This window comes from Streptomyces virginiae, from assembly GCF_040638905.1.
Lineage (GTDB): Bacteria > Actinomycetota > Actinomycetes > Streptomycetales > Streptomycetaceae > Streptomyces > Streptomyces virginiae_B.
This window is the reverse complement of sequence record NZ_JBEZYV010000002.1, coordinates 354,908-377,142: the sequence shown is the minus strand read 5'-3', so window position 1 is coordinate 377,142 and position 22,235 is coordinate 354,908. Positions and strand designations below refer to the sequence as shown.

The 22,235-nt window shown below is 74.0% G+C and carries 16 protein-coding genes and 2 pseudogenes; 9 read left to right on the top strand and 9 right to left on the bottom strand.

Features of this window, described 5'->3' with window-relative positions:
- Positions 1-44: 44 nt before the first annotated feature.
- Entirely contained in the window at positions 45-1,499 is a 1,455-nt protein-coding gene (locus AB0F82_RS05225) for a hypothetical protein (RefSeq protein ID WP_362624197.1), read from the bottom strand.
- Positions 1,500-1,661: 162 nt separating this feature from the next.
- Between AB0F82_RS05225 and AB0F82_RS05220 the strand changes: the two genes are divergently transcribed.
- Together AB0F82_RS05220 and AB0F82_RS05215 are read left to right on the top strand one after the other, a co-directional pair.
- On the top strand, positions 1,662-2,945 hold the full coding sequence (locus tag AB0F82_RS05220) for an ATP-binding protein (protein WP_362624195.1): 1,284 nt from the start codon (positions 1,662-1,664) through the stop codon (positions 2,943-2,945).
- A gap of 50 nt (positions 2,946-2,995) precedes the next feature.
- Positions 2,996-3,322 carry a DUF6191 domain-containing protein gene (locus tag AB0F82_RS05215; RefSeq protein ID WP_362624193.1) on the top strand — a complete coding sequence of 109 codons (327 nt, stop codon included), beginning with the start codon at positions 2,996-2,998 and terminating at the stop codon, positions 3,320-3,322.
- Here AB0F82_RS05215 and AB0F82_RS05210 read toward each other — a convergent pair.
- The 5 genes from AB0F82_RS05210 to AB0F82_RS05190 form a co-directional block, all read right to left on the bottom strand.
- Positions 3,300-3,911, bottom strand: coding sequence for a hypothetical protein (locus AB0F82_RS05210; protein ID WP_362624191.1), 612 nt, complete (start codon positions 3,909-3,911; stop codon positions 3,300-3,302). The two genes, AB0F82_RS05215 and AB0F82_RS05210, sit on opposite strands and share 23 nt — an antisense overlap.
- Positions 3,908-5,524 (bottom strand): serine/threonine-protein kinase, encoded by a 1,617-nt coding sequence (locus AB0F82_RS05205; protein WP_362624189.1) that lies wholly within the window; start codon positions 5,522-5,524, stop codon positions 3,908-3,910. Before AB0F82_RS05205 ends, AB0F82_RS05210 begins: the two co-directional genes overlap by 4 nt.
- A gap of 153 nt (positions 5,525-5,677) precedes the next feature.
- Positions 5,678-6,928: a Tm-1-like ATP-binding domain-containing protein gene (locus AB0F82_RS05200; RefSeq protein ID WP_362624187.1), complete on the bottom strand. Its 1,251-nt coding sequence runs from the start codon at positions 6,926-6,928 to the stop codon at positions 5,678-5,680.
- Between the two features lie 48 nt (positions 6,929-6,976).
- Positions 6,977-7,522 carry an NUDIX domain-containing protein gene (locus tag AB0F82_RS05195; protein WP_362624185.1) on the bottom strand — a complete coding sequence of 182 codons (546 nt, stop codon included), beginning with the start codon at positions 7,520-7,522 and terminating at the stop codon, positions 6,977-6,979.
- A 30-nt stretch (positions 7,523-7,552) separates the two neighbouring features.
- Positions 7,553-8,566 carry a cation diffusion facilitator family transporter gene (locus AB0F82_RS05190; RefSeq protein WP_362624183.1) on the bottom strand — a complete coding sequence of 338 codons (1,014 nt, stop codon included), beginning with the start codon at positions 8,564-8,566 and terminating at the stop codon, positions 7,553-7,555.
- Positions 8,567-8,745: 179 nt separating this feature from the next.
- Here AB0F82_RS05190 and AB0F82_RS05185 point away from each other — a divergent pair, with 179 nt between their 5' ends.
- Together AB0F82_RS05185 and AB0F82_RS05180 are read left to right on the top strand one after the other, a co-directional pair.
- Positions 8,746-11,124: an FHA domain-containing protein gene (locus AB0F82_RS05185; RefSeq protein WP_362624181.1), complete on the top strand. Its 2,379-nt coding sequence runs from the start codon at positions 8,746-8,748 to the stop codon at positions 11,122-11,124.
- Positions 11,125-11,129: 5 nt separating this feature from the next.
- A complete protein-coding gene (locus AB0F82_RS05180; RefSeq protein ID WP_362624179.1) occupies positions 11,130-11,798 on the top strand; it encodes a hypothetical protein in 669 nt (222 codons plus the stop codon).
- 50 nt (positions 11,799-11,848) lie between these two features.
- Here the strand turns inward: AB0F82_RS05180 and AB0F82_RS05175 are convergent, their stop codons facing one another.
- Entirely contained in the window at positions 11,849-13,141 is a 1,293-nt protein-coding gene (locus AB0F82_RS05175) for a streptophobe family protein (RefSeq protein ID WP_362624177.1), read from the bottom strand.
- A gap of 57 nt (positions 13,142-13,198) precedes the next feature.
- Here AB0F82_RS05175 and AB0F82_RS05170 point away from each other — a divergent pair.
- The 3 genes and pseudogenes from AB0F82_RS05170 to AB0F82_RS05155 all read left to right on the top strand — a co-directional run.
- Positions 13,199-14,509 (top strand): annotated as a pseudogene (locus tag AB0F82_RS05170) (DUF6777 domain-containing protein); the annotation flags it as partial.
- 727 nt (positions 14,510-15,236) lie between these two features.
- Positions 15,237-15,428, top strand: coding sequence for a hypothetical protein (locus tag AB0F82_RS05160; RefSeq protein WP_362624175.1), 192 nt, complete (start codon positions 15,237-15,239; stop codon positions 15,426-15,428).
- Between the two features lie 86 nt (positions 15,429-15,514).
- Positions 15,515-16,205, top strand: a pseudogene (locus AB0F82_RS05155) (LuxR C-terminal-related transcriptional regulator).
- Positions 16,206-16,245: 40 nt separating this feature from the next.
- Here the strand turns inward: AB0F82_RS05155 and AB0F82_RS05150 are convergent.
- Positions 16,246-16,965, bottom strand: a complete 720-nt coding sequence (locus tag AB0F82_RS05150) for a DNA alkylation repair protein (protein ID WP_362624173.1) — start codon at positions 16,963-16,965, stop codon at positions 16,246-16,248.
- Between the two features lie 425 nt (positions 16,966-17,390).
- Between AB0F82_RS05150 and AB0F82_RS05145 the strand changes: the two genes are divergently transcribed.
- Entirely contained in the window at positions 17,391-17,666 is a 276-nt protein-coding gene (locus AB0F82_RS05145; RefSeq protein ID WP_362624171.1) for a hypothetical protein, read from the top strand.
- A 119-nt stretch (positions 17,667-17,785) separates the two neighbouring features.
- Positions 17,786-19,870, top strand: a complete 2,085-nt coding sequence (locus AB0F82_RS05140) for a SpoIIE family protein phosphatase (RefSeq protein WP_362624169.1) — start codon at positions 17,786-17,788, stop codon at positions 19,868-19,870.
- Between the two features lie 193 nt (positions 19,871-20,063).
- Here the strand turns inward: AB0F82_RS05140 and AB0F82_RS05135 are convergent, their stop codons facing one another.
- A complete protein-coding gene (locus AB0F82_RS05135; RefSeq protein WP_362624415.1) occupies positions 20,064-21,944 on the bottom strand; it encodes an ABC transporter permease in 1,881 nt (626 codons plus the stop codon).
- Positions 21,945-22,235 lie beyond the last annotated feature (291 nt).

The following is a 22,235-nucleotide window of genomic DNA, read 5'->3' as shown; positions in this document are numbered from 1 at the left end:
GGCACAGCCCCGGATGAGACGCCCTGCCGCGCACCGCCGGGGGATCAGTCGCGGCGCTCGTACACCGTCACGCGCCGCCCCCGCACCTGCCGGTCCTCGACCACGGCGAACCGCTCCCGCAGCACGGCCGCCTTCGCCTTGTCCCGCTCCGCCGACGGTACCTTCGCGACCTTCGCCGAGTCCGTCACCAGCAGCACCCGCCGCTGCTCAAGCAGCGCTTCCCGGATCCGCGCCGGCTGCGCCTCCTCGCCCTTGAGCGTGGCCGAGGCCACCGGGCTCTCGGCCAGAGCCAGGTCCGTCAGGCCCGTGAAGGCGTCCGGGGAGACCAGCGCCGTGTCCCGGCGCGCGGCCGGCACGAACAGCACGGCGTCCCCGTCCCGCTTCAGCGCGGCCACCTCGCCGGCCACCGCCAGCACGTCGTCGACCCGGCTGGCCGGTGCCCGCTTGCCCAGCTGCACCGGCAGCAGGGCCAGCACCGAGACCCCGACCACCCCCGGCACCAGCAGGGCCGACGCCTTCGGGAACCGGGGCGCGCAGGCCCGTACGGCAGCACCCAGGGCCGCGCCGATCAGCAGGGCCAGACCCACCATGCTGAACAGCACGTACCGGTCCAGGAACAGCGGCTGGACGAGCGACAGCCCGACCAGGCCGAGCTGAGGCACCGCCAGCAGCGGCAGCCCCACCGCCGCCGCCGAGAGCCGCGACCGGTCCGGCCGGTCCGCCCACGCCCCGAGCGCGCCGATCGCCAGCAGGATCCCCGGCCCGATCAGCATGTGCCAGGTGAGCGGCGGTATCCAGGCCACCTGGTCGGACTGGCCCCGGCTGAACAGGACCAGCGGCAGTGCCCCCGCGACCGCCGCGGAGCCGTACGCCGCCCAGCGCAGCCACACACCGCGGCCCGCCCGCACCCACCACAGGGTCGCCGCGTGCGCGGGCAGCATCAGCAGCGACAGCCAGTTCAGCAGCGCGCACACCAGCACGACCGCCCCGTACGCCGTCCAGCGCGGCCACGCCCGCCGGCCGGGCCGGCCGCCCAGGAGCGACACCAGCAGCAGGGCCGACAGCCCGGCCCCCGCCGCGACCAGCGCGTACGGCCGGCCCTCTTGGAGGTAGAACTGCACGGCCGGCAGCAACCCGAGCGCCAGGCCGCCGCCGAGCCCCGCCCAGAAGCCGGCCAGACGCCGCCCGATCACCGCCACGCACACCGCGGCGGCCGCGATCGCCAGCACGGACGGCAGCCGCAGCGTCGTCGTACTCGCACCGAAGACCTCGAACAGGCCGTGCATCAGCAGGTAGTAGAGGCCGTGGACGGCGTCGACGTTCCCGAGCATCCGCCAGATCTCGCCCGCCGGCCGGCCGGCCACCTGCCAGGTCGCCGCCTCGTCCCGCCACACGCTGTCCTGCCGGGAGAGCCCCCACAGACCGAACGCCAGGGTCCAGAGGAAGGGGATCAGGCAGAGGAGGGGCCCGCGTCGGGCCGCGGGTATGTGGCAACGCATGAAGGTGCTGGGATCCTCGCTCGGGCGTTCGGGCGGAAGCTACCAGTCTATGGACGCCACGGAGGGTTTACGGACGGCCTGTTGTGCATCGCGGAGCGAGAGCGCCGGGCCCGCCCGCCCCTAGCCTCGGCCGCAAGGAGCACGAACGAGGGGCGGTACCCGGTGAACTGGCTCATCCACGACTACCGCGAGAGCGATCTCGCAGCGGTGGTCCACCTGATCGACACCACGGCCGAACTCGGCCAGGAGTCCGTCTTCTCGCTCGCCGAGTGCATCAGCGCACTGACCGGCCGGCAGCCCTGCGTGGTCGCCGTCCACCAGGGCGTCCCCATCGGCGCGGCCCTCGCCTGCGTCACCGGGGAGCGCGCCTGGGTCATGCGCATCGCCATCGCCGCCGGCTGGCGCGGCCGGGGCCTGGCCAGCGCCCTGCTCGTCGAGCTGGAACGGCGGCTCATCGCAGCCCGCGTCGGACGCATCGCCTACGTCCTGCCCGAGGAGGACCTGCTCGGCGAAGGCCTCCTCAACGCCGGCTACACCCGCCAGCCCGCCGTCGCCTACTTCGAGAAGACCGAGCCGCTCCACGGACCGGCCGCCGGCCTCCTCGACGACCTCGGCGGCCGCTTCCTGCCGAACGACCTGTGGTCCAAGGTCGCCGGCATGGAGAAGGAGAAGGACCTCATCGAGCGGCGCGTGGTGCTGCCGCTCGCCGAGCCCGAACGGGCTGCTTCGCACGGAGTCCGCCCGCCGCGCGCCATCACCCTCTTCGGCCCGCCCGGCACCGGCAAGACCACCTTCGCGCGGGCCATCGCCTCCCGGCTCGGCTGGCCCTTCGTCGAACTGCTGCCCTCGCGCCTCGCCGACGAAGGCAACCTGGCCGCCGCCCTGCGCGACGCCTTCGCCCGGATCGCGGAACTGGAGCGCGTACTCGTCTTCATCGACGAGGTGGAGGAGATCGCGCCGGTGCGGACCGAGCCCGCACAGCCCGGCGGGATCCACGGCGTGACGAACGAGCTGCTCAAACTGATACCGGGCTTCCGGGAGGGCGACGAACGGCTCCTCGTCTGCGCCACCAACTCCATCCGCTCCCTCGACCCGGCCTTCCTGCGCCCGGGGCGCTTCGACTACCTCATCCCGATCGGCACCCCGGACGCCGGGGCGCGCGCCGCGATCTGGGCCCGCTACACGGCGGGGCGCGCCGACGTCAGCGCCCTGGTCGAGGCGACGGAGCTGTTCACGCCCGCCGACATCGAGCACGCGGCGCGGATCGCGGCGCAGGTGTCCTTCGAACGGGACCTGGAGGCGGTGGGCGCGCGCGGCGCGGCGGCCGCACAGCTCGGCGCGACCACCGGCGACTACCTGGAGGCCGTCCGGCAGTGCCGGCCGACCGTGACCCCGGCGATGACGGGCGAGTTCGAGGCCGACATCACCGCGCACGCCCGGTTCTGAACCCCGTGCAGGCATGGCCCCCGACCGGACCGGTCGGTTACGGTCACGCCATGGGCTTCGTCGTCTTCATGACCCTTCCGGGGCTGGCCATCCTGCTCACCGCGATGGCCTTCCTCGACCTCGCTCTGGTGCGGGCCGGGCGGGCCGGCCTGCTCCCCTGGCGGTGGAACGGGCGTCAGGGGCAGATCTCCTCCACGGGCTTCGAGCAGCTGCACGCCAGTTTCTCGCCGGGCAAGCAGAACGAACTGAAGGAGCGCCAGAGCGCCCTCGTCCTGCGCGACGACGAGGAGGACGGCGCGCCGCCGCACTCCCGCGTGGACCTCGACGGCGGTCTCGCCGTCATCCGGATGCCCGCTACGGGGTACAGCGGTACGTGAACTCCACCGCGGCCGTGCGCTGTCCGGGCGACAGCAGCTGGAGCTCCGCCTTCGCCGAGTAGCTCCCCGTGCCCTGGAAGGTCCACAGCAGGTGCAGCCGGGCCTCGCGCTGCCCGCGCGGCACCCGCTCGGTCAGCTCCTCGGACTTCGTGCCGTCGCTGCGGACCCAGCGGTAGGTGAGCGTCCCGGGCCGCCCGTTGGTGCCCACGACGGCCACCACGTCGGCCGTCGCGTCGCACGCGGGCCCGGCCGGATCGGTGGTCACGGCCACGTCGCGGACCTCGATCCCGGGCCCGAACCGCTGCCATCCGAGGTAGGCGAGGACCGCCGCCAGCACGACCGCGGCGAGCGTGTACCGGCGCAGCCCGGCGCCCCGCCGCCGCCGGGGCGCGGCGGCCACGGCCACGGCCGCGTCCAGCGGGAACGGCGCCGGCATGGCGGCGGTGACGCCGGGGCCGAACCGGAGCACGGACCCCTCGACGCGGTCGGGTGCCACCGCCGGCGCCGGCGCGGGCGGTCCGCTGAACCAGTGGCTCCCGAGGACGGTCGCGCTGTAGTCGTCGCCCTCGGGGGCGCGGGAATCGGTCATCGTGGTACCTCCACGCAGCGCGGCAGGTACTGCGAGGCCGACGCGGACTTGTTGCCGGCGGCGGGCTTGGTGGTCACCCGGACGCCGCCGTAGCAGCCGCGGTCACGGCTGAAGGTGTGCACCCTGTTCGTGGTGACGGTCGAACCGGCCTGGACCGTGAACGAATCAGTGCCGTCGGGGACGGACAACGAGCCCTGCGCTCCGCCCAGGAACCACTCCACCACCACGGTCACCGGCCCGGTGCCCTGGGAGGAGACGGTGACGGACGCGTCCCCCCGGTACACGCCGGTCTTGAGGGACACCGCGACGTTCGTGACCCGCAGGGCCGGCGTGGGCGTCGGAGTGGGTGTCGGCGTCGCAGCCCCGCTCACCGTCGGACTCGGGGTGGGGCTCGGCGACAGCGACGGCCAGGCCGACGCCGAAGCCGAGGCGGACGCGGACGGCGTGGGGCTCGGCGAGGCCGAGGCGCTCGGGCTCGCCGACGGCGAAGCGGAAGCCGACGCACCGGGAGTCGGGGACGCCGGCCCGGGAGGGGCCGCGCTCGTCGTGGCGAAGGCGCTGAGCGCCGAGGCCCCGCCCGGGGCCGCCCCGATGGCGTCCGTCGTGAACACCAGCACCGCCCCCAGGACCAGCGCCGCCCCCGCCGCGATCCAGCCGCGCTTGCCGGGAGCCCAGCCCGACCCGCCGTCCAGCTTCGTCGCCGCCACCGCGGTGGTGCCCGCCGCGGGCGCCCCCGCAGAGGGGAACAGCAGCGGCAGCAGCGCGGCCAGCGCCGCCAGCTTGCGCTGCCCGCGCTCCTCCCACTCGGGGCCGTACGCGGCCAGCGCCACGTCCTCCAGCTCGGCCACGAACGCCTCGGCGTTCTCGGGCCGCTGCTCGGGTGCCTTGGCGAGGCCGCGCCGGATCAGCGGACGCACGGGTTCCGGGGCCTCGGTCTCCGGCACCGGCGCCTCGATGTGCTGCACCGCGAGTTCGGCGAAGTTCTCCCCGTCGTACGGCTTGCGCCCGGTGAGGCACTCGAAGAAGGTCGCCGTCGCCGCGTACACGTCGGCGGCGGGCGACGCCGGCCGGCCCTGCCACTGCTCGGGCGCCATGTAGGCGGGCGTGCCGGCGACACCGGGCGTGGAGCCGCGGTTCGCCGCGATCCCGAAGTCCACGAGCTTTGACGAGCCGTCGGCCGCGACCAGTACGTTCTCCGGCTTGTAGTCCCGGTGGACGACGCCCGCCCGGTGCGCCGACGCCAGCCCGAGCAGCGACCCCTTGAGGACCACCAGCGCCGCCTCGGCGTCCGCCCGCCCGGACTGCTTCAGCAGCGAGCGCAGGGAGATGCCGTCCACCAGCTCCATCACGATGGCCGCGCCGCCGGGCGCCTCCACGTACTCGTACAGGCGCACCACGTAGGGGGACTCCAGCCCGCCCAGGAGCCTGGCCTCGGCCCGGAACTCCCCGACGAAGGCCGGGTCCTCGCGCAGACGGTCGCTGAGGTACTTCACCGCGACCGCCGTGCCCGTGGCGTCGTGGACGGCGAGCACCACCCGGCCACTGCCGCCCGAGCCGAGCTCGCGGACCTCCGTGTAACCGGGGACCGACCATGCCGCCCGAGTGTCGTTCATCGTTCCTGCCCCCTGCCTGCTGCCTGCCGTGTAGCGCCGAACCGCCCATGTCAGCGGCCGGTGCGGGACCGGCTGCTCACCGGCCCGCCCCGTACCGGACTCCCCATGGGACGTGGTTCGAGCCACGGCCGGTTCCCGACCGCGGCCGGTGTCTCAGGCCGCGGCCGACACCGTGCCGATCATGGCGTGCAGCCGGTCGGCGGCCGCCCGCCCGAAGGCCGGGTCGTTGATGTGCGTGTCGTAGTCGTAGAGCCGCGCGGCGCTGCCCCGCAGGCCCTCGCGCAGCGCCGAGAACAGCGCCCGGTCCGCGCGGGGGTCATGGTACGGGCCGCCCGGCGCGCCCAGTGTGGACAGTCCGCGGAGCGGGACGCAGACGGCCGTGGGCCCGGTCGCCGCACGGAGCTTGGCGGCCACCCGGCGGCCGAGTTCCGCGCACTCGGCCCGGCTCGTGCGGATCACCGTGATCGACGGGTTGTGGACGTGGACGCCCCGGTCCAGGACCCGCTGGGGCAGGGACTCCAGCGGGCCGAACTTCACCATGTCCAGCGCGCCCAGGCTCACCACCTGCGGCACACCGGCCCGCCCGGCCGCGCTGAGCCGGTCGGGCCCCGCGGTCAGGATCCCCCCGCACAGGTCGTCGGCCAGCTCGCTGAGGGTGAGGTCGAGGACCCCTGCGAACACGCCCTCGCCGGCCAGCGTCTCCAGGGTCCGGCCACCGGTGCCGCTGACGTGGAAGACCAGCACCTCATAGCCCAGCTCGGTCAGCCGCTCACGCGCCGCGTCCACGCCGGACGTGGTCACGCCCGCCATGCTCGCCGCCACCAGCGGACGGGGGCCCGCCCCCAGCCGGGGCGGGTGGTCCGCCCCGGCGCGGGCGAAGGATGCGGCCATCCCGGCGACGGCCGCCACGGCGTTGGCCAGGATCGGCGCGGAGACGCTGTTGATCCCCGCGATGTCCACCACGCTGTACATCATCGTGATGTCCGAGGAGCCCACGTACGGGGCGGTGTCCCCGGACGCCATGGACGAGACCATCAGTTTTGGGACGCCCAACGGCAGGGCGCGCATGGCTCGGGTGGCGATGGAGGTGCCGCCGCTGCCGCCGATCGCGAGCACCCCGTGCAGCCGGCCCTCGGCGTGCAGGCGCAACAGGGTCGCCTCGGCGCCCCGGGCCATCGTGGCCACGGCCGCGCCCCGGTCGGCGGCCGATCGCAGGAGGGACAGTTCGGTTCCCGCGGCCCGGGCCACCGCGGCGCGCGGCACGTCCGCGGCCACCCGGGGTTCGCCCATGATTCCTGTGTCGACCAGTACCACTTCGACTGCGGCCCGCAGCAGCCTCTCGCGCAGCCAGCCGTACTCCACACCCTTGGTGTCCAGGGTTCCCACCAGCACGACGTTCGTCATATGTGCAATGTCCAGGCACGTGGGGGTGTTGGCAAGTACGAGCTCTGGTCAAGCCTTCAGCAGCACCAACAGTCGCTCCAGGAAGGGGAGTTGCGAGGGAATCAGCATGCTCTGGGCCATCTCCGGAGTGCACCAGGCCACCTGGTCCAGCTCCGGGAACTCCTGCACGTTCCCGGAGTGCGGGGGCCACTCCATGGTGAAGGTCCCCGGCACCATGAGCGCCGGATCGAGGTCCGCCTCCACCGCCCAGACGGTCACCAGCTTCCCGCTGGACAGCCGCACCTCGCCCAGCGGGAGGTACTCGCCGTCCGGCGGCGGCAGCCCGATCTCCTCGGTGAACTCCCGGCGGGCCGCGTCGCGCGGGGTCTCCTGCGGCCCGTACTCGCCCTTGGGGATGGCCCAGTCACCGGACGTCCGCCCCGACCACAACGGGCCGCCCATGTGCCCGAGCAGGACCTCGACCCCGACCTCGACCTCGACCCCGACCTCGGTCCCGACCTCGGCCACGTCCCCGTCACCGTCCCCGGGCTCCGGCCGCGAGCCGGTCCCCGTCCGCCGGAAGAGGAGCAGTCCGGCGCTGCGCTTGTACGTCATGGGCCCATACATGCCCCGTACCGGCGCCGGTCAGTGATCGTGCGGGCCCTGGCGGTGGACCGGACCGTGCGCGTCCGCGCAGTGCGGGTCGTACGAGGCCTCGCCCCGCCGGCCGACCGAGAGGAGGGAGTCCTGCGCGTGGTCCACCTGGAGGGTGGTGTGCGTGATGCCGTACTCCTTGTCCAGCAGCCGCTCCAGCTCCCGGCGTACGGCGTGGCAGTCGCCCGCCGGCTCGACGAGCACGTGCGCGGACAGCGCCGCCTGCCCCGAGGTGATCGTCCAGATGTGCAGGTCGTGGACCTCGGTGACCGGGGGATGCCCGACGAGCCGGTCGCCGACCGCGTCCGGGTCCACGTGGGCGGGCGCGGCCTCCAGGAAGATCCGGCCGGAGTCGCGGACGAGCCCGTAGCCGGCCTTCACCATCAAGGCCACGACCACCAGTGTGGCGATCGCGTCGGCCTGCCGGAACCCGGTCGTCATGACGATCAGGCCGGCGACGGCCGTCCCGATGAAGGCGAACAGGTCGTTGAGGACGTGCTGGTAGGCGCCCTCGACCGCCAGCGAGGACCGGTTCGCCCGCGAGATGCACCAGGCCGCGGCCACGTTGACGACGATGCCCGCGAGCGCCGTCACCAGGACCAGCCCGCCCTCCACCGGCGGCGGGTCCATCAGCCGGCGCACCGCCTCGTACGCCAGCCAGGCGGCCAGCAGGAGCAGCGTCAGACCGTTGGCCTGGGCGGAGAGTATCTCCGCCCGCTTGAGGCCGTACGTGAAACCGCCGCGGGCGGGCCGGGCCGCCAGCCGCATCGCGATCAGCGCGAGGACGATCGAGACGGCGTCCGTGAGCATGTGGGCGGCGTCGGAGATCAGGGCCAGGGAGTGGGCCATGACGCCGATGACCACCTCGATGGCCATGAAGCCGCCGATCAGGCCGAGCGCGATGGCCAGCCAGCGGCGGTCGGCGTCGGCGGTCACGCCGTGGTTGTGGCCCCCCGGTCCATGGCCGTGGCCGTGGTCGTCGTGCCCGTGGTCGTGCCCGCTCATGACATCCCCCGTCTCGTCGCGGCACCCGTTCGTCCGGGTCCGTCGCGTGAAGTGAAGCGCACCCCGGCGAGATGGGCAAAGGCTGCAACGGGGACCGTTGTCATTACGTATAAGAGGCCTCTGACCTGCGGTTCTGTCGGGCCGCTGCCGGAGCGCCGCGATCGTGGGAAAATCTGCTCATGGTCCAGCGTCCCGGTGTGCCGACCGCGCCCGAGCTCGTCCTGGAAACCGACACGGGCTCCACACAGCTGAGCCCGGGCCGGACCTACAACGTGGGCAGGGACCCGCTCTGCGAGATCTGCTTCGAGGACGCCCGCGTCTCCTGGCACCACGCGGTCCTGCGCCCCGACGGCGACCACTGGACGGTCGAGGACGAGGACAGCACCAACGGCACGTGGGCCGACGGCCACCGCGTCCACGAGTGGATCGTCGGCGCCGGCAGCGAACTGCGCTTCGGCGACGAGCAGGACGGCCCCCGGGCCGTCCTCAACGCTGCCCGGCCCGGGCCGAGCAGCCCCGGCGCCGGGCCGGGGCCGGCCCGGGTCTCCAACCCGTCGATGACCACCACCTTCCGGCGGCCCAGCGCCGTACTGCCGCTGCCCGCCCGTACCGCCGTGCGCATCGGCCGCGCCACCGACAACGACCTCGTCATCGACGAGCTCGACGTGTCGCGCCGGCACGCCGAGCTGCGGGCCCTCGCCGACGGCAGCTACGAGATCGCCGACCTCGGCAGCCACAACGGCACCTACCTCAACGGCGCCCCCGTCACCGGCGCGGTCCCCCTCGCCGAGGGCGACATCGTCGGCATCGGCCACGTGGCCTTCTGCCTCGTCGGCGACCGCCTCCAGGAGTACGAGGACACGGGCGAGGTCACCCTCGACGTACAGGGCCTCACCGTCGCCGTCGACCGCGGCCGCAAGACCCTCCTCGACGAGGTGTCCTTCCCGGTGGGCGCCAAATGCCTCCTCGCCGTCATCGGCCCCAGCGGAGCCGGAAAGTCCACCCTGCTCGGCGCCCTCACCGGCCTGCGCCCTGCCGACCGCGGCACCGTCCTCTACGACGGCCGCGACCTCTACCGCGACTACGCCGAACTGCGCAGCCGCATCGGCCTCGTACCGCAGGACGACATCCTGCACTCCCAGCTCACCGTCCGGCGCGCCCTCACCTACGCCGCCGAACTGCGCTTCCCCCAGGACACCGCGAAGGCCGAACGCCAGGCCCGGGTGGACGAGGTGATCGGCGAACTCGGCCTCCGCGAGCGCGCCGCGCAGCCCATCCACAGCCTCTCCGGCGGCCAGCGCAAACGGGTGTCCGTCGCTCTCGAGCTGCTCACCAAACCCTCCCTGCTCTTCCTGGACGAGCCCACCTCCGGCCTCGACCCGGGAATGGACCGCTCGGTGATGCACATGCTGCGCGAGCTCGCCGACGACGGCCGCACGGTCATCGTCGTCACCCACAGCGTCCTCAGCCTCGATGTCTGCGACCGGCTGCTGGTCCTCGCCCCGGGCGGTCGCATCGCCTACTACGGACCGCCCGGGGAGACCCTCGGCTACTTCGGCGCCGCCCAGTGGCCGGAGGCCTTCGAAGCCTTCGAGAACCAGCCGGGCCGCGACTGGGCGGGGGAGTACACCGCCTCGGCGGCCCACCGCACCTACGTCCTGGGCGCCGCCCGCCAGCCGTGGCACGGTGGTGACCGCCGGGCCGCGGCCACTCCGGCCGCGTACGCCGCCCCGCCGCCCAAGGCACAGAGCTGGGGCTCCCAGCTGTCCACCCTCGTCCGGCGCTACGCGGCCGCGCTCTCCGCGGACCGGACCTTCCTCGCCATCATGATCGCGCTGCCCTTCGTCATGGGCGCCATGGCCCGCGCCCTGGCCGGCAGCAGGCTCACCCAGGAAACCGCGATCAACGCCCTGCTCATCCTGTCCGTCGGCGCCGTCCTCACCGGAGCGGCGAACGCCGTGCGCGAACTGGTCAAGGACCGGGTCATCTACCGGCGGGAGCGGGCCGTGGGGCTGTCCCGCTCCGCCTACCTGATGTCGAAGGTCGTGGTGCTGGGCGCCGTCACCGTCGCCCAGGCCGTGGTGCTGACCCTGGTGGCCCTCTACGGCGTGGACCTGAGCGCCCCGGGCGGCCACGGCGTGATCACGGGACCCCTCGTCGAGATCACGATCGCGGTGGCACTGCTCGCGTTCACCGCCATGATGCTGGGCCTGCTGATCTCCGCACTGGTCCACAAGGAGGAGGTCACCATGCCGCTGCTGGTCCTCCTCGCCATCGTGCAGGTGGTCTTCTGCGGCGCGCTGCTGCAGCTGGACGGCATCCCGGTGATCGAGCAGCTGGCCTGGCTGGTCCCCTCGCGCTGGGCCCTCGGCGCCATGGCGGGCACCATCGACCTCGGCGCGATCGTGCCCGGCCCCCTCACGGACGACCCGCTGTTCGCGCACACCCCCGCGGTGTGGCTCTTGAACCTGGGCATGCTGGTGGTCCTGTCCGTCCTCTTCGGGGTGCTGGTCGCGAGGCTGCTGCGGCGGCACGAGCCCGTGATCATGCGGAAGTAGGCCTCATGGGCAGCTCGATGGATCCCGGGATCGCCGTGGCCGACTTCCAGCCCACCCATGTGGTGCCGCCTCCCGGGCTGTCCGCCTGGGAGGCCCCCGACGTCTCCCGGCCGACCGCCGCCCTGGACGCCTTCCTGCCCGTCCAGCTGCTGTCCCGGCGGGGGGAGTGGGGGGAGATCCTCTGCGCCAACGGATGGAGCGCCTGGGTCGACGGGCGGCTGCTCATCGCGGTGCCGCAGCCGCCGCCGACCACGGGGGAGCGGCAGTCGGTACGCGCCGAGGACCCGAGGCCGCTGCTGGAGCGCGGCGCCGACGCCCTCGAACGCTACCGGCACGCCGTGGACGAACTCGCCTCCGGCCGGGCCGACAGCGACGCCTTCCGGCGGTCCCTGCGCGGGCTGCGGGCGGGCGTCGTCGTCGACGGCGAGTCGGTCTGGCTCTACGACGAGACCTCGGGGCGGTGGATGTACGGCGACGGGACCCGCCTGGCGACCTACGCCGTGACCGAAGGGCCGGGGAGCCCCCACGGGCCCCAGCCGGGGCCGGCCGGACCGGACGGCGGCGGGGCCGGTGCGGGGCCCGCCGCACCCCCCGTCGGCCCGGAGGCGGGCGGACACGACCGGCAGGCCGGCCCGACCCGGATCGTGGACACGCACGACCCTGAAGCGGAGTGAAGGGCGACGGAAGGGGCGGAAGGTGGGCGACACCCGCCGAGGGACGCGGGTCACCCGTGGGTCTGAGTCGAGGCGGGCGCGTCCACCCGCCCGCGGCGGTGCAGCCGGCGGGCCAGGACGCCGCCGAGGAAGCCCGCCACTGCACCCCAGAGCAGGCCGAGGCCGACCGTCCGCCACAGCACGGGGTCCAGTAGGAGCTCCCCGCCGAGGGCGTCCACCTCGCCGATGCCCAGGAGGGACAGCCCGTACGCGGCCTCGATCCGGCACAGCAGGCAGACCGCGAGGGTGGCCAGGGCGAAGGCCGCGCCGAGATGGAGCGCGTGCTGCCAGGGCCGGACGTGCGCGGGGGACCGCACGGCCGCCAGTACACCCGTGCCCAGCAGCAGGACGGCGGCCACCACCACCAGCCACCACGCCCGCGGGTCGCGCGCCGCCAACGACGCCACGTCGACGGGGGCCCCGTCGGCATCGCGCAGCACCTCGTCCAGCAGCTGGGGCATCGGCAGCCCGAAGGCCCCTTCGACCAGGGCCTCCCAGGATCCGCCGAAGCCCAGGGTGAGCGCGATCCAGACGAGGTTCGGCAAACCGAGCAGGACCACGGCGAGCGTTCGGCCGGCGTTGCCCTGGGCCGCGGCCACCACCAGCCCGACGACGACGCCGATGACGACGTACGTGAAGAGCAGCAGGGTCGTGGCGAAAGCGGCCGGACGCACCGCCGTGTGGAAGCGGACCAGTCCGGCCGGGAGCGGTGCCCGACGCGACACCAGCAGGGCGATCACCATCAGGCCCAGGATCCACAGCAGTCCGAACAGGAGCGTGGCGGGCACGTCGGCGCGGAAGCCCACCGTCGGTGCGGAGTCCAGGAGTTCACCGATCACCGCGACGGCGGGGTCGCCGGTGGAGATGCCGAAGTCCTGCCGGGACAGGAGCGCGGCACCGACCAGCGCGAGCAGCCACAGCACGACCAACGGGACGGCCCGGCCGACGAGTTCGCGGGGGCCGGCCACGGCCCGGTTGCGCAGCGGGCGCAGGAAGCAGTAGCCGGCCACGAGGGCGCCCGCCAGGCTCACCGAGAGCGGGAGCACCGCCAGGTTCGCGTCCACGCCGCCCAGCAGACCGGCGTCACCGGACATCTCCACGCTACCGCCGGCCGCCATCACGACGACCGCGCCGAGCACGTGCGGGAACGCCCCTTCCGGAAGGTCGCCGATGCCCGCGCACGCCAGCCCGGCCGCGGCGACCGCGGTCATCGCCGCGAAGCCCGCGACGACGGTGACGAGGGCGTCGCGCCAAGCCCTCGCGGAGCCCCCGGTCGATGCTGGTCTCGGCGTCTGGCTCACCATGCAACCGTGGCACTCCCGGCTTGCGGGCACCACCCGGACGGCGCACACAATGGTCCGATGGGAACTCCCTCCTCCTGGGAAGAAGAGCCCGTGAGCACACATCCCTCCGGCTGGCAGCCGTCGTCAGAGCGACCCACCGGGCCGCCTTCCGGGCCGCTGTCGGGCGGGCGGCAAGGACCGCCGCCCCCGCCGCCGACCGGGCCGCCCGGCGGTCCGGCCGGTCCCGCCGGTCCCGCCGGTTCCGCCGGTCCCGGCGGTCCGGGACCGGACAAGGGTCCCTGGTGGCGGTCCGTTCCACGGCTCGCCACCGCGCTCGTCGCGGTGGTCGCGGTCGTGGCCCTGGCGGTCGTGCTGACCCGGCCCAGCGGTGCCCCCAGCGCCGGGGGCGAGGTGTTCCTCCAGCCGGCCGCCGCCGCGGGCCCCGATCCCTTCACCGAGTCCACCGTGGTGAAGGAGGACGCACCGCCACCGGAGAGCCCGCCACCGCAGAGCCCGGTGCCGTCCCCCAGCGGGACCGGCGCCGCTCCGACCAGCCAGGGCACCGCCACGGGCACCAGGAGCGTCAGCGGTGCCGCCCCGGGCGTGTACGGGGGCATCCAGGACGTGGCGAGCTGCGACGTCGAGAAGCAGATCAAGGTGCTGGCCGCGGAGCCCGCCAAGAACGCGGCCTTCGCCGCGACGCTCGGCATCCAGCAGGCGGCGGTTCCGGCTTACCTGCGCTCGCTCACTCCGGTGCAGCTGCGGATGGACACCCGGGTCACGAACCACGGTTTCCAGAACGGCAAGGTCACCGGCTACCAGGCCGTCCTGCAGGCCGGAACGGCCGTGCTCGTCGACGACCGGGGCGTGCCGCGGGTGCGGTGCGCGTGCGGGAACCCGCTCGGTCCGCCGGTGCCGCTCAAGGCCTCCCCCAAGCGCTACGGGCAGACCTGGCCCTCGTACCAGCCGGCGAAGGTCGTGGTCATCGCACCGGCGGTGCAGCCCGTGAAGAAGATCGTGATCTACGACCACCAGAATCGGCACTGGTTCGAGCGTGACAAGGGTCACCACCCGGAGCGGCGGCCCGACCGGCCGATCCCGCCGCCCGTGATCCCGACGCCGCCGACCACGCCGAGCCCGTGGATCACGCCGACGCAGACCGGGCCGAAGCCGCCGGGACCGCCGTCGAAGTCACCTTCGCACACCGGCTCGAAGCCGCCGTCCAAGTCGCCGTCGAAGTCCCCGTCCGGGAAGCCTTCCGGCTCCGAATCGCCGTCGAAGTCGCCGTCGAAGTCGCCGTCGAAGTCACCGTCCAAGTCGCCGTCGAAGTCCCCGTCCGGGAAGCCTTCCGGCTCCGAATCGCCGTCGAAGTCGCCGTCGAAGTCGCCCTCGGGTTCCCAGTCCCCGTCGGCGTCGCCCTCGGGATCCCCGTCGGTCTCGCCGAGGCCCTCGCCGACGCCCTCGCCGACGGTGGCCCCCTCGGGTTCGCCGACGCCGTCGGCGTCGCCTTCTCCGTCGAAGCAGCCCTCGGGGTCCCCGTCGGAACCTCCGTCGCCGTCGGGCTCCCCCTCGGGGTCCCCGGCGGCATCGCCCTCGCCCAGGCCCTCGCCATCACCCTCTGAGGCGCGTTCGCCCCAGCCGACCGACCGCACCCCCTCGCTGCCGTCGCGGACGCCGCCGCCGACCGACCGCACGCCTTCCCTGCCGACCAGGTCTGCGGCTCCGCAGTCACCGGTCGCGCCGCAGCCGGAACCGGAACCGGAACCGGCCCGTACGGCCATCGAGCCGCCGGCGGACCGGCCCCGCGAGGACGGGGGCGGGAACGGCGGTGACGGCGGGAACGGCGGGAACGGCGGTGACGGCGGGAACCGGTAAACGGTCGCAGAGCACCGGTCAGGTCCGGGCGCGGCGGGTCAGCGAGTCTCCCGCCGCGTCCGCTGCCACGCCGAGGACGAAGCGGAGCAGCCCCGTCACGGCTGCCGGCGGGGACTTCGGGTTGGTGTGGAGGCCATGGTCCGACCGGAGGGGCGGCGCTTAGGGCGGCGGATCGGTCCGAAGGCTGCGTCCGGCGCGGCCGTCGCCGTGCGGTGGCCGGCGGCCCGGGGGAGGGCTGACGGTGGACGTCCGAAACTCCCGGCCGCCCGCCCAGCACGCCGCACCCGTGGTCGGCGGTACGGGCCCGGGCCCCGGCGGCGGGCAGGGGCTGACCGGGCCGGCGGAGCACGCCCGGCTGGCGGGTGGGGAACTCACCGCCCTCCCCGCGGACGGCGGTTTCCGGATGCGCCCCTGGCTACTCCGACAGACCTGACCGGGACGGGTGAGGGGGAAGAGGACAGGGTGATCCGGGTACTGCTGGTCGACGACGACGCCATCGTCCGTGCCCGGCTGCGGCTGATGCTGGGCGGCGCCCCGGACATCGAACTCGTCGCCGAGGCCGCGGACCGCTCCGAGGTGGCGGGGCTGGTCGCGGCACGGACCCGACCTGGTGCTGATGGACATCCGGATGCCCTGTGTCGCCGCCACCGAGGCGCTCCGGGCGCGGCCGCAAGCCCCGGAAGTAGCCGTCCTGACCCCCTTCCACACCGGCGAGCACGTCCTGCGGGGCGCTGCGCGTCGGCGCGGCCGGGTTGCACCTCAAGGACACCCCGCCGCAGGAGATCGTGACGGTGAACCGTACGGTGGCCGCGGGCGGTCCGGTGCTCTCCCCGGCCGTCACCCGCCGCCTCATCGACCAGGTGGCCGCCGGAACCGGTGACGACTCCCGGGCGGCCACCGCCCGCGCCCGGCCCGCACTGCTGCCCGAACGCGAGCGGGAGGTGGCGGCGGCGGTCGGGCGGGGCCTGTCCAACGCGCAGATCGCCCGGGAACTCCACTGGCACTGCCGACGGTGAAGACCCACGTGTCCCGGGCCCTGACCCGCCTCGACCTCAACAAACGCGTCCAGATCGCCCTGCTGGTCCACGACGCGACGAACCGGCCTGAGCGCTCCGACTCGGCCTCCGCGAGGGCCGGTTGCAGGTGCCACCTCTTTCCCGCGGCATCGAGGGAGATTGCCGAAGTGCGGGAAGTGAACTCCCTTGACTGACGGGCCGGTCACGCCGTGCGGAACGGCGACGTTCCCGGTCTCACGCCACCGGCGGAGCCGATTGGCGGCGGACCATCTCGGCGATCCAGGCCGGGGCGAACGGGGACGTGCAACCGGGGGGCGTCCGGTAGCCCTTGAGTACCTCCAGGCGCTCGCCGATGGCGATCGCGCGGGCGCGGTGCTCCGGATGCTCGATGCCGATCTGCGCCAGGCAGTGGTTCATCGCCCACTGCAGGCGGTCCGGGGCGTCCTTCATCTCCGCATCGATGACGTCGAGCAGCCCCGACAGGTCCAGACCCTCCGGCCCTTTCGCCACGCGCTCCGTGGTCAGCGCCCAGCCGGCGCTCGCGACCACCGGATCCGGGTCGGCGAGCCAGGCCAGGCGCAGCTCCCGCGCGTGCGGGTTCTTCTTCACCACGTAGTTCACGAGCCAGTCGTGCACCTTGGGCGTGCGCGCCCCGCGGAGCATGGAGTCCAACTCGTCACGCCCGAACGCCTTCGGGCGGCAGATCAGGAGCGCCAGCAGCCTCGCCGCGGTGTCCTGCGTGCTCCAGAGCTCGCGAGCCAGTTCCTGCTGCGTCTTCAGCCGTTTCGCCACCGCGCGCAGCTTGCCGAGGTTCACACCGTGGTCGTCACCGTGCTTCTCGTTCACGGCGCGTGCCTTCGGGTCCTCCAGTGCGGCCAGTTCGGCCATCACATCGGCCAGCGCCGTCCCGGTCACCTCTGCCACCTCGGCCTCCTTCTCCCTTGCGCCCCCCATGTGCGCAACCGAGCCTAGGGGCTGTCCCGCAATCCCCGGCCAGCGCACGACGACAGTTCCCTTGGTCCGTTGCGGTGACGGGGCGGGCACCCCGAATATTTGGCCCATGCACCGGAATTGCGGCGGAATGCGGGCGGACTCCGTACCTGCCCGAGATGCCGATCGGCGGGGCGGTGACTAATATCATCCGTAGGTAACTGTGGCCATTGCGGGATCACACCCTACCCGCGGTGACATGCCGGAGTGAGCGCGAGGCGTGCGACATATCGCACCGGCCCCGAAGGTCCGTGGCCCGATGAGGCCGCGTTGACGGGGGATACGCGCATTCACGAAATCTGTACGGCCACAGGTGCAGCCATGAACATCCCCTGCGTGAGGAGGAAGAACGAATTTTCGTGCCGTAGCAACGAGAAGGGTTCTCAACCATGCGAGCAACGAGAGTCAAGCGCCTCTTCGCGGTGTCCGCCATCGGCGTTCTTATGGCAGGCGGCGCCCTGGGAGCCGCGGGTACCGCCTCGGCGGCGACCCCCACACAGTCCGTCACCTACGTGAGCGGCGGCGGCTGGGACCACCACAGGGGCGGCGGCTCGGACCATCACAAGGGCGGCGGCTGGAACCATGACAAGGGCGGCCACCACCACGGCTGGTACGACGATGACGACGACAACCGTGGCGGAGGCCACGGTAAGCACGGCTGCTGACACCGCAGCACACTGTGCGGCCCGGGCGACGGGCCGCACAGCGCCGTGTCCGTGCAGCACCCCACCACCCTCGGCCGCCCCACGGGGACACCGGCGGGCGACGGTGAGACCCTGGCTGCATGGCCCCCAGGGGAGACGTTCCCGAGGTCGACTGGCCCGCGCGGCCGGACACGAGCCTTGCGCTCAACCGCATGGGCACCTTCGACTGGGACCTCGACAGCGGACGGATGCACCTGGATCCCACCGCCCTCGAGGTCCTCGACCTGCGCCCGGACGAGTACAGCGGCACCCCCGCCGGGCTCCGCGCGCGCATCGCACCCGCCGAGGAGGCCCGGCTCGACTCCCGGGTCGCCCAGGCCATCAAGGACGGCCGGAGCCACTACGGCGCCTACGTGCGCAGCCGCCGCCGCGACGGGACACCGGCCTGGACCCACATCCAGGGGCACATCCTGCGGGACCCGGGCGGCCGCCCCTACCGCGTCATCGGCATCCTCCGCGACGCCGCCCACGACCCGGGCGAGCCCGGTGCCGCCAGTGAGCAGGACGAGGGGCGCCGGCGGATGACCGGCGTCGTCGAGCGGACGACCGCCATCCTCGCCCACGCCCGCACTGTCAACGACGTGACCGACGTCCTCAAGGATCCCCAGGCCCTCGGCCATCTCGGCGCGGTCAGCGTGATGCTGGGCGTCGTCGACGGGGGCCGCATCCACCTGGTCGCGGAGGGGCAGCTCGGCACGTACGTCCCCGAGATCGAGTACACGCGGATCGACGCGCCGTTCCCGATGAGCGTGGCCGTACGCACCATGCAGCCCGTCTTCATCGTCTCGCGGGAGGAGTTCCAGGAGAACTACCCGGAACTGTGGCCGTACATAGAGCCGCTGGCCGTCCGCAGCGGGGTCTACCTGCCGCTGATCGCCCAGGGCCGGTCCGTCGGCGCCCTGGGGCTGCTCTACACACGCGACGGCGACTTCACCGCCGAGGAACGCAACCTGCTGATGGCGCTCGGCAGCGGCGTCGCCCAGAGCCTCCAGCGCGCCATGCTGCTGGAACAGGAGCATGACCTGGCCGAGGGCCTCCAGCGGGCCATGCTGCCCCGCCGGATCCCCGCGGTGCCGGGCGCGCTGATCGCCGTACGCTACCGCTCCGCCCGGATGGGGCGGGACATCGGCGGCGACTGGTACGACGTGGTGCCGCTCGGCAGCGGCCGGATCGGCGTGATGATCGGTGACGTCGAGGGCCACGACACGGACGCGGCCGCCGTCATGGGGCAACTGCGCATCGTGATGCGCGCGTACGTGGTCGAAGGGCACACACCGGGCGCGGCGTTGGCCCGCGCCTCCGCCTTCCTGCGCGAACTGGAGACGGAGCGCTTCGCCACCTGCACGTACGCCGAGGCCGAACTCACCAGCGGGATGCTCCAGATCGTCCGCGCCGGCCACCTCGACCCGGTCGTGCGGCGCGGCGACGGCAGCTGCCACCGGATTCAGGTGGCGGGCGGACTGCCGCTCGGGCTGCCGCCCCCCGAACCGTCCGTGGCGGCGGCGGGCTCCGGCTACCCCGTCACCAGCCTGGAACTGCACCCCGGAGACACCCTGGTGCTGTGCACGGACGGCCTGATCGAGCGACCCGGCGCGGACCCCGACACCGGCATGCGCGAGCTGATGGCGGCGCTCCACAGCGGCCCCGCGGACGTCGAGGAGCTCGCCGACGTGCTGTGCGACCTCGTCGGTGACTCGGGTGGCGGGGACGACATGGCCCTGCTCGTCCTTCGCCGCCGCGGTACGCCCACCGGGCGGGGCGGCGGCCCGCTGCGCCAGCGCCTGGAGCCCGGGGACGCCGAGGCCCCGGCCCTGGCCCGGCACCTCATCAGGGCGGCGGTGGCCGCCTGGGGCGCGCGGGACCGGGCCGACGAGATCGAGCTGGCGGCGGACGAGCTGATGACCAACGCGCTGGTCCACACGGACGGCGGCGGCCACATCAACATGCGGATCACGCCCCAGGGGCGGATCCGGATCGAGGTCGAGGACTCCAGCAGCCAACTGCCGCGACGGCGCGAGGCGGGGGACTGGGCGGTCTCGGGACGCGGACTGATGCTGGTGGAACAACTCGCGGACGCGTGGGGCGTGGAACCGCGGGGCGGCGGCAAGTGCGTCTGGTGCGAGTTCGCCCTGCCCCCGCCGCAGCATCTCGACACCCCCGCCTAGGCGGCCCAGCGGGCCGCCCGGCCGACCGTGGCGAACAGTCGGAAGGGTCCGTCCGCCTCCGCCCGGCCGGACGAGGGCCCGAGTCGGCGGTCGTCAGCCGCTGCGCGCGGTGGCACCGTGGACGGCCGTCTCCCGGCAGGAGCGGACGGGCGTTTCGCCGATCAGCGCCACCGACACGGCTACCGGCGGGAAGCTACAGGCGGACCAGCGTGACCTCGGTTGCCTTCACGCTCGTCCACACCTCGGATCCGTCGGCCAGGCCCAGTTCGGCCGCCGCGTCCGGGGTGATCTCGGCGACCAGGTCGGGTGCCTCGGGCGACGCGATCAGCACGCGCAGGCGGCTGCCCACCGCGGTGATCTCCCGGACGGTGCCCCGCCAGACGTTTCGGGGGCTGCCGCCCGGGCGCTCCCGGTGGACCGACACCGCCTCCGGGGCGATGATGGCCAGGGCCTGGGCCCCTTCGGGCAGGGCCTCGGCGACCACGAGACGGCCGCCCGCCGCGAGGGCGAGGCCGTCGGTGGAGGCGATGCCCGGCCAGGCGTTGCGACCCAGCATGCGGGCCACCCACGGGGAGCGCGGGTGCCGGGAGACCTCGGCGGGCGGCGCGTCCTGCAGGGTCCGGCCGTCGGCCAGTACGAGGACCCGGTCGGCCAGCGACACCGCCTCGACGGGGTCGTGGGTGACGATGAGGCAGACCCCGCCGAAGCCGGCCAGGTGCGTGCGCAGGGTGTGCCGGACGCGGGCCCGCGTGGTCTGGTCGAGGGCGGCGAGGGGCTCGTCCAGCAGCAGGAGCCGCGGGCGGGCCGCCAGGGCGCGCGCGAGCGCGACCCGCTGGGCCTGGCCGCCGGAGAGCTGGGACGGCCTGCGCTGCGCGAGGTGCCCCACGCCCAGCCGATTCAGCCAGGCCTGCGCCTCGCGGCGGGCGTCGGCGCGCGGCACGCGGCGGGCGCGCAGCCCGTACGCGGTGTTCGCCAGCGCGCTCAGGTGCGGGAACAGCGCGCCGTCCTGCGGGACCCAGGCCACCTGCCGCTTGTGCGGGGGCAGGGCGGTGACGTCGGCGTCGCCGAGCCGCAGGTCGGCGTGGGCGCGCGGGGAGAGGCCGAGCAGGGCGCGCAGCAGGGTGGTCTTGCCCGCCCCGTTCTCGCCGACGACGGCGATGGTGGTGCCCGGTTCGGCTTCGAGGGTGAGGCGGTTGAAGCCGGTGACCGTGGCGTGCAGCGGCCAGTGCCCCGTCTCGGCGGACTGCGGTGGAGCGGCGCCGGCCGCGCCCGGCTCCTCGTCCGGCCCCGGGGCCGGGGCGGTCGCTGGTCCCTCCTCCGGAGCGGGCTGCGGCGTCGTGACCGACCCGCGGTCGACCGGGGTGCCCGTCCAGCGGCCGCGCAGTGCGATCAGTACGGCCATGGCGATCGCGAGCAGCAGCAGGGAGACCGAGGTGGCCGCCTCGGGCTGGTCCTGGAGCAGCAGGTACACCTGGAGCGGCAGGGTCTGGGTGGTGCCGGGCAGGTTCCCGGCGAAGGTGATGGTCGCGCCGAACTCTCCCAGCGCGCGGGCCCAGGTGAGGGCGGCGCCGGCGACGAGACCGGGCGCCACCATGGGCAGGGTCACGGTGAAGAACACCCGGACCGGCGACGCGCCGAGCGAGGCCGCCGTCTCCTCGTAACTGTGCTTGAGACCGCCGAGGGCCCCTTCCAGGCTGATGACCAGGAACGGCATGGCGACGAAGGTCGCCGCGACGACGGCCCCCGAGGTGTGGAACGGCAGGGTGATTCCGAAGGAGTCCTCCAGCCACGGCCCCAGCAGTCCGCGCCGGCCGAAGCCGAGGAGCAGGGCGACACCGCCCACGGTCGGCGGCAGCACCATGGGGAGCAGCACCAGCGAGCGGACCAGGGCCTTGCCCTTGAACTCCACACGGGCCAGCAGCCAGGCCAGTGGCACACCGAGGACGAGCGAGAGGCCCAGCGCCCACAGCGACACCAGGAGGGAGAGCTTCAGGGCCTCGACCACGCCGGGGCTGCCGAGGTGCTCTCCGAGCTCGCCCCACGGAGTACGGGCGAGGATCCCGATCAGCGGCATCAGCAGGAACGCGACGGCGAGCAGCGCGGGGAGCGCCAGGGCCACCGGGGGCCGGGTGCGGGTACGGAGTCTGCTCACGGTACTTCCTGGCTGGGGCGGCGTGGCCGGACGGGACGGGGGCGGGGGCGGGGCGCCGGGGTGCAGCGTATGCGGGGGCGGCCCGCTCCACCCCGTACCGACGGGCCGGCCCGCCCGGGCGCCGCACCGGCAGGACGGCGGGACGGCGGGGCGGCGGGGCGGCGGTGCGGACGGTCCCCGGGCACGCCGTAAGGGGCTGCCCGTCCCCCCGGA

Excerpts from the sequence above, each read along its gene's own strand:
- AB0F82_RS05225 (WP_362624197.1), bottom strand. The coding sequence starts at position 1,499 with ATGCGTTGCCACATACCCGCGGCCCGACGCGGGCCCCTCCTCTGCCTG.
- AB0F82_RS05215 (WP_362624193.1), top strand. The coding sequence starts at position 2,996 with ATGGGCTTCGTCGTCTTCATGACCCTTCCGGGGCTGGCCATCCTGCTC.
- AB0F82_RS05210 (WP_362624191.1), bottom strand. The coding sequence starts at position 3,911 with ATGACCGATTCCCGCGCCCCCGAGGGCGACGACTACAGCGCGACCGTC.
- AB0F82_RS05205 (WP_362624189.1), bottom strand. The coding sequence starts at position 5,524 with ATGAACGACACTCGGGCGGCATGGTCGGTCCCCGGTTACACGGAGGTC.
- AB0F82_RS05200 (WP_362624187.1), bottom strand. The coding sequence starts at position 6,928 with ATGACGAACGTCGTGCTGGTGGGAACCCTGGACACCAAGGGTGTGGAG.
- AB0F82_RS05195 (WP_362624185.1), bottom strand. The coding sequence starts at position 7,522 with ATGACGTACAAGCGCAGCGCCGGACTGCTCCTCTTCCGGCGGACGGGG.
- AB0F82_RS05190 (WP_362624183.1), bottom strand. The coding sequence starts at position 8,566 with ATGAGCGGGCACGACCACGGGCACGACGACCACGGCCACGGCCATGGA.
- AB0F82_RS05185 (WP_362624181.1), top strand. The coding sequence starts at position 8,746 with ATGGTCCAGCGTCCCGGTGTGCCGACCGCGCCCGAGCTCGTCCTGGAA.
- AB0F82_RS05180 (WP_362624179.1), top strand. The coding sequence starts at position 11,130 with ATGGGCAGCTCGATGGATCCCGGGATCGCCGTGGCCGACTTCCAGCCC.
- AB0F82_RS05175 (WP_362624177.1), bottom strand. The coding sequence starts at position 13,141 with ATGGTGAGCCAGACGCCGAGACCAGCATCGACCGGGGGCTCCGCGAGG.
- AB0F82_RS05150 (WP_362624173.1), bottom strand. The coding sequence starts at position 16,965 with ATGGGGGGCGCAAGGGAGAAGGAGGCCGAGGTGGCAGAGGTGACCGGG.
- AB0F82_RS05145 (WP_362624171.1), top strand. The coding sequence starts at position 17,391 with ATGCGAGCAACGAGAGTCAAGCGCCTCTTCGCGGTGTCCGCCATCGGC.
- AB0F82_RS05140 (WP_362624169.1), top strand. The coding sequence starts at position 17,786 with ATGGCCCCCAGGGGAGACGTTCCCGAGGTCGACTGGCCCGCGCGGCCG.
- AB0F82_RS05135 (WP_362624415.1), bottom strand. The coding sequence starts at position 21,944 with ATGCCGCTGATCGGGATCCTCGCCCGTACTCCGTGGGGCGAGCTCGGA.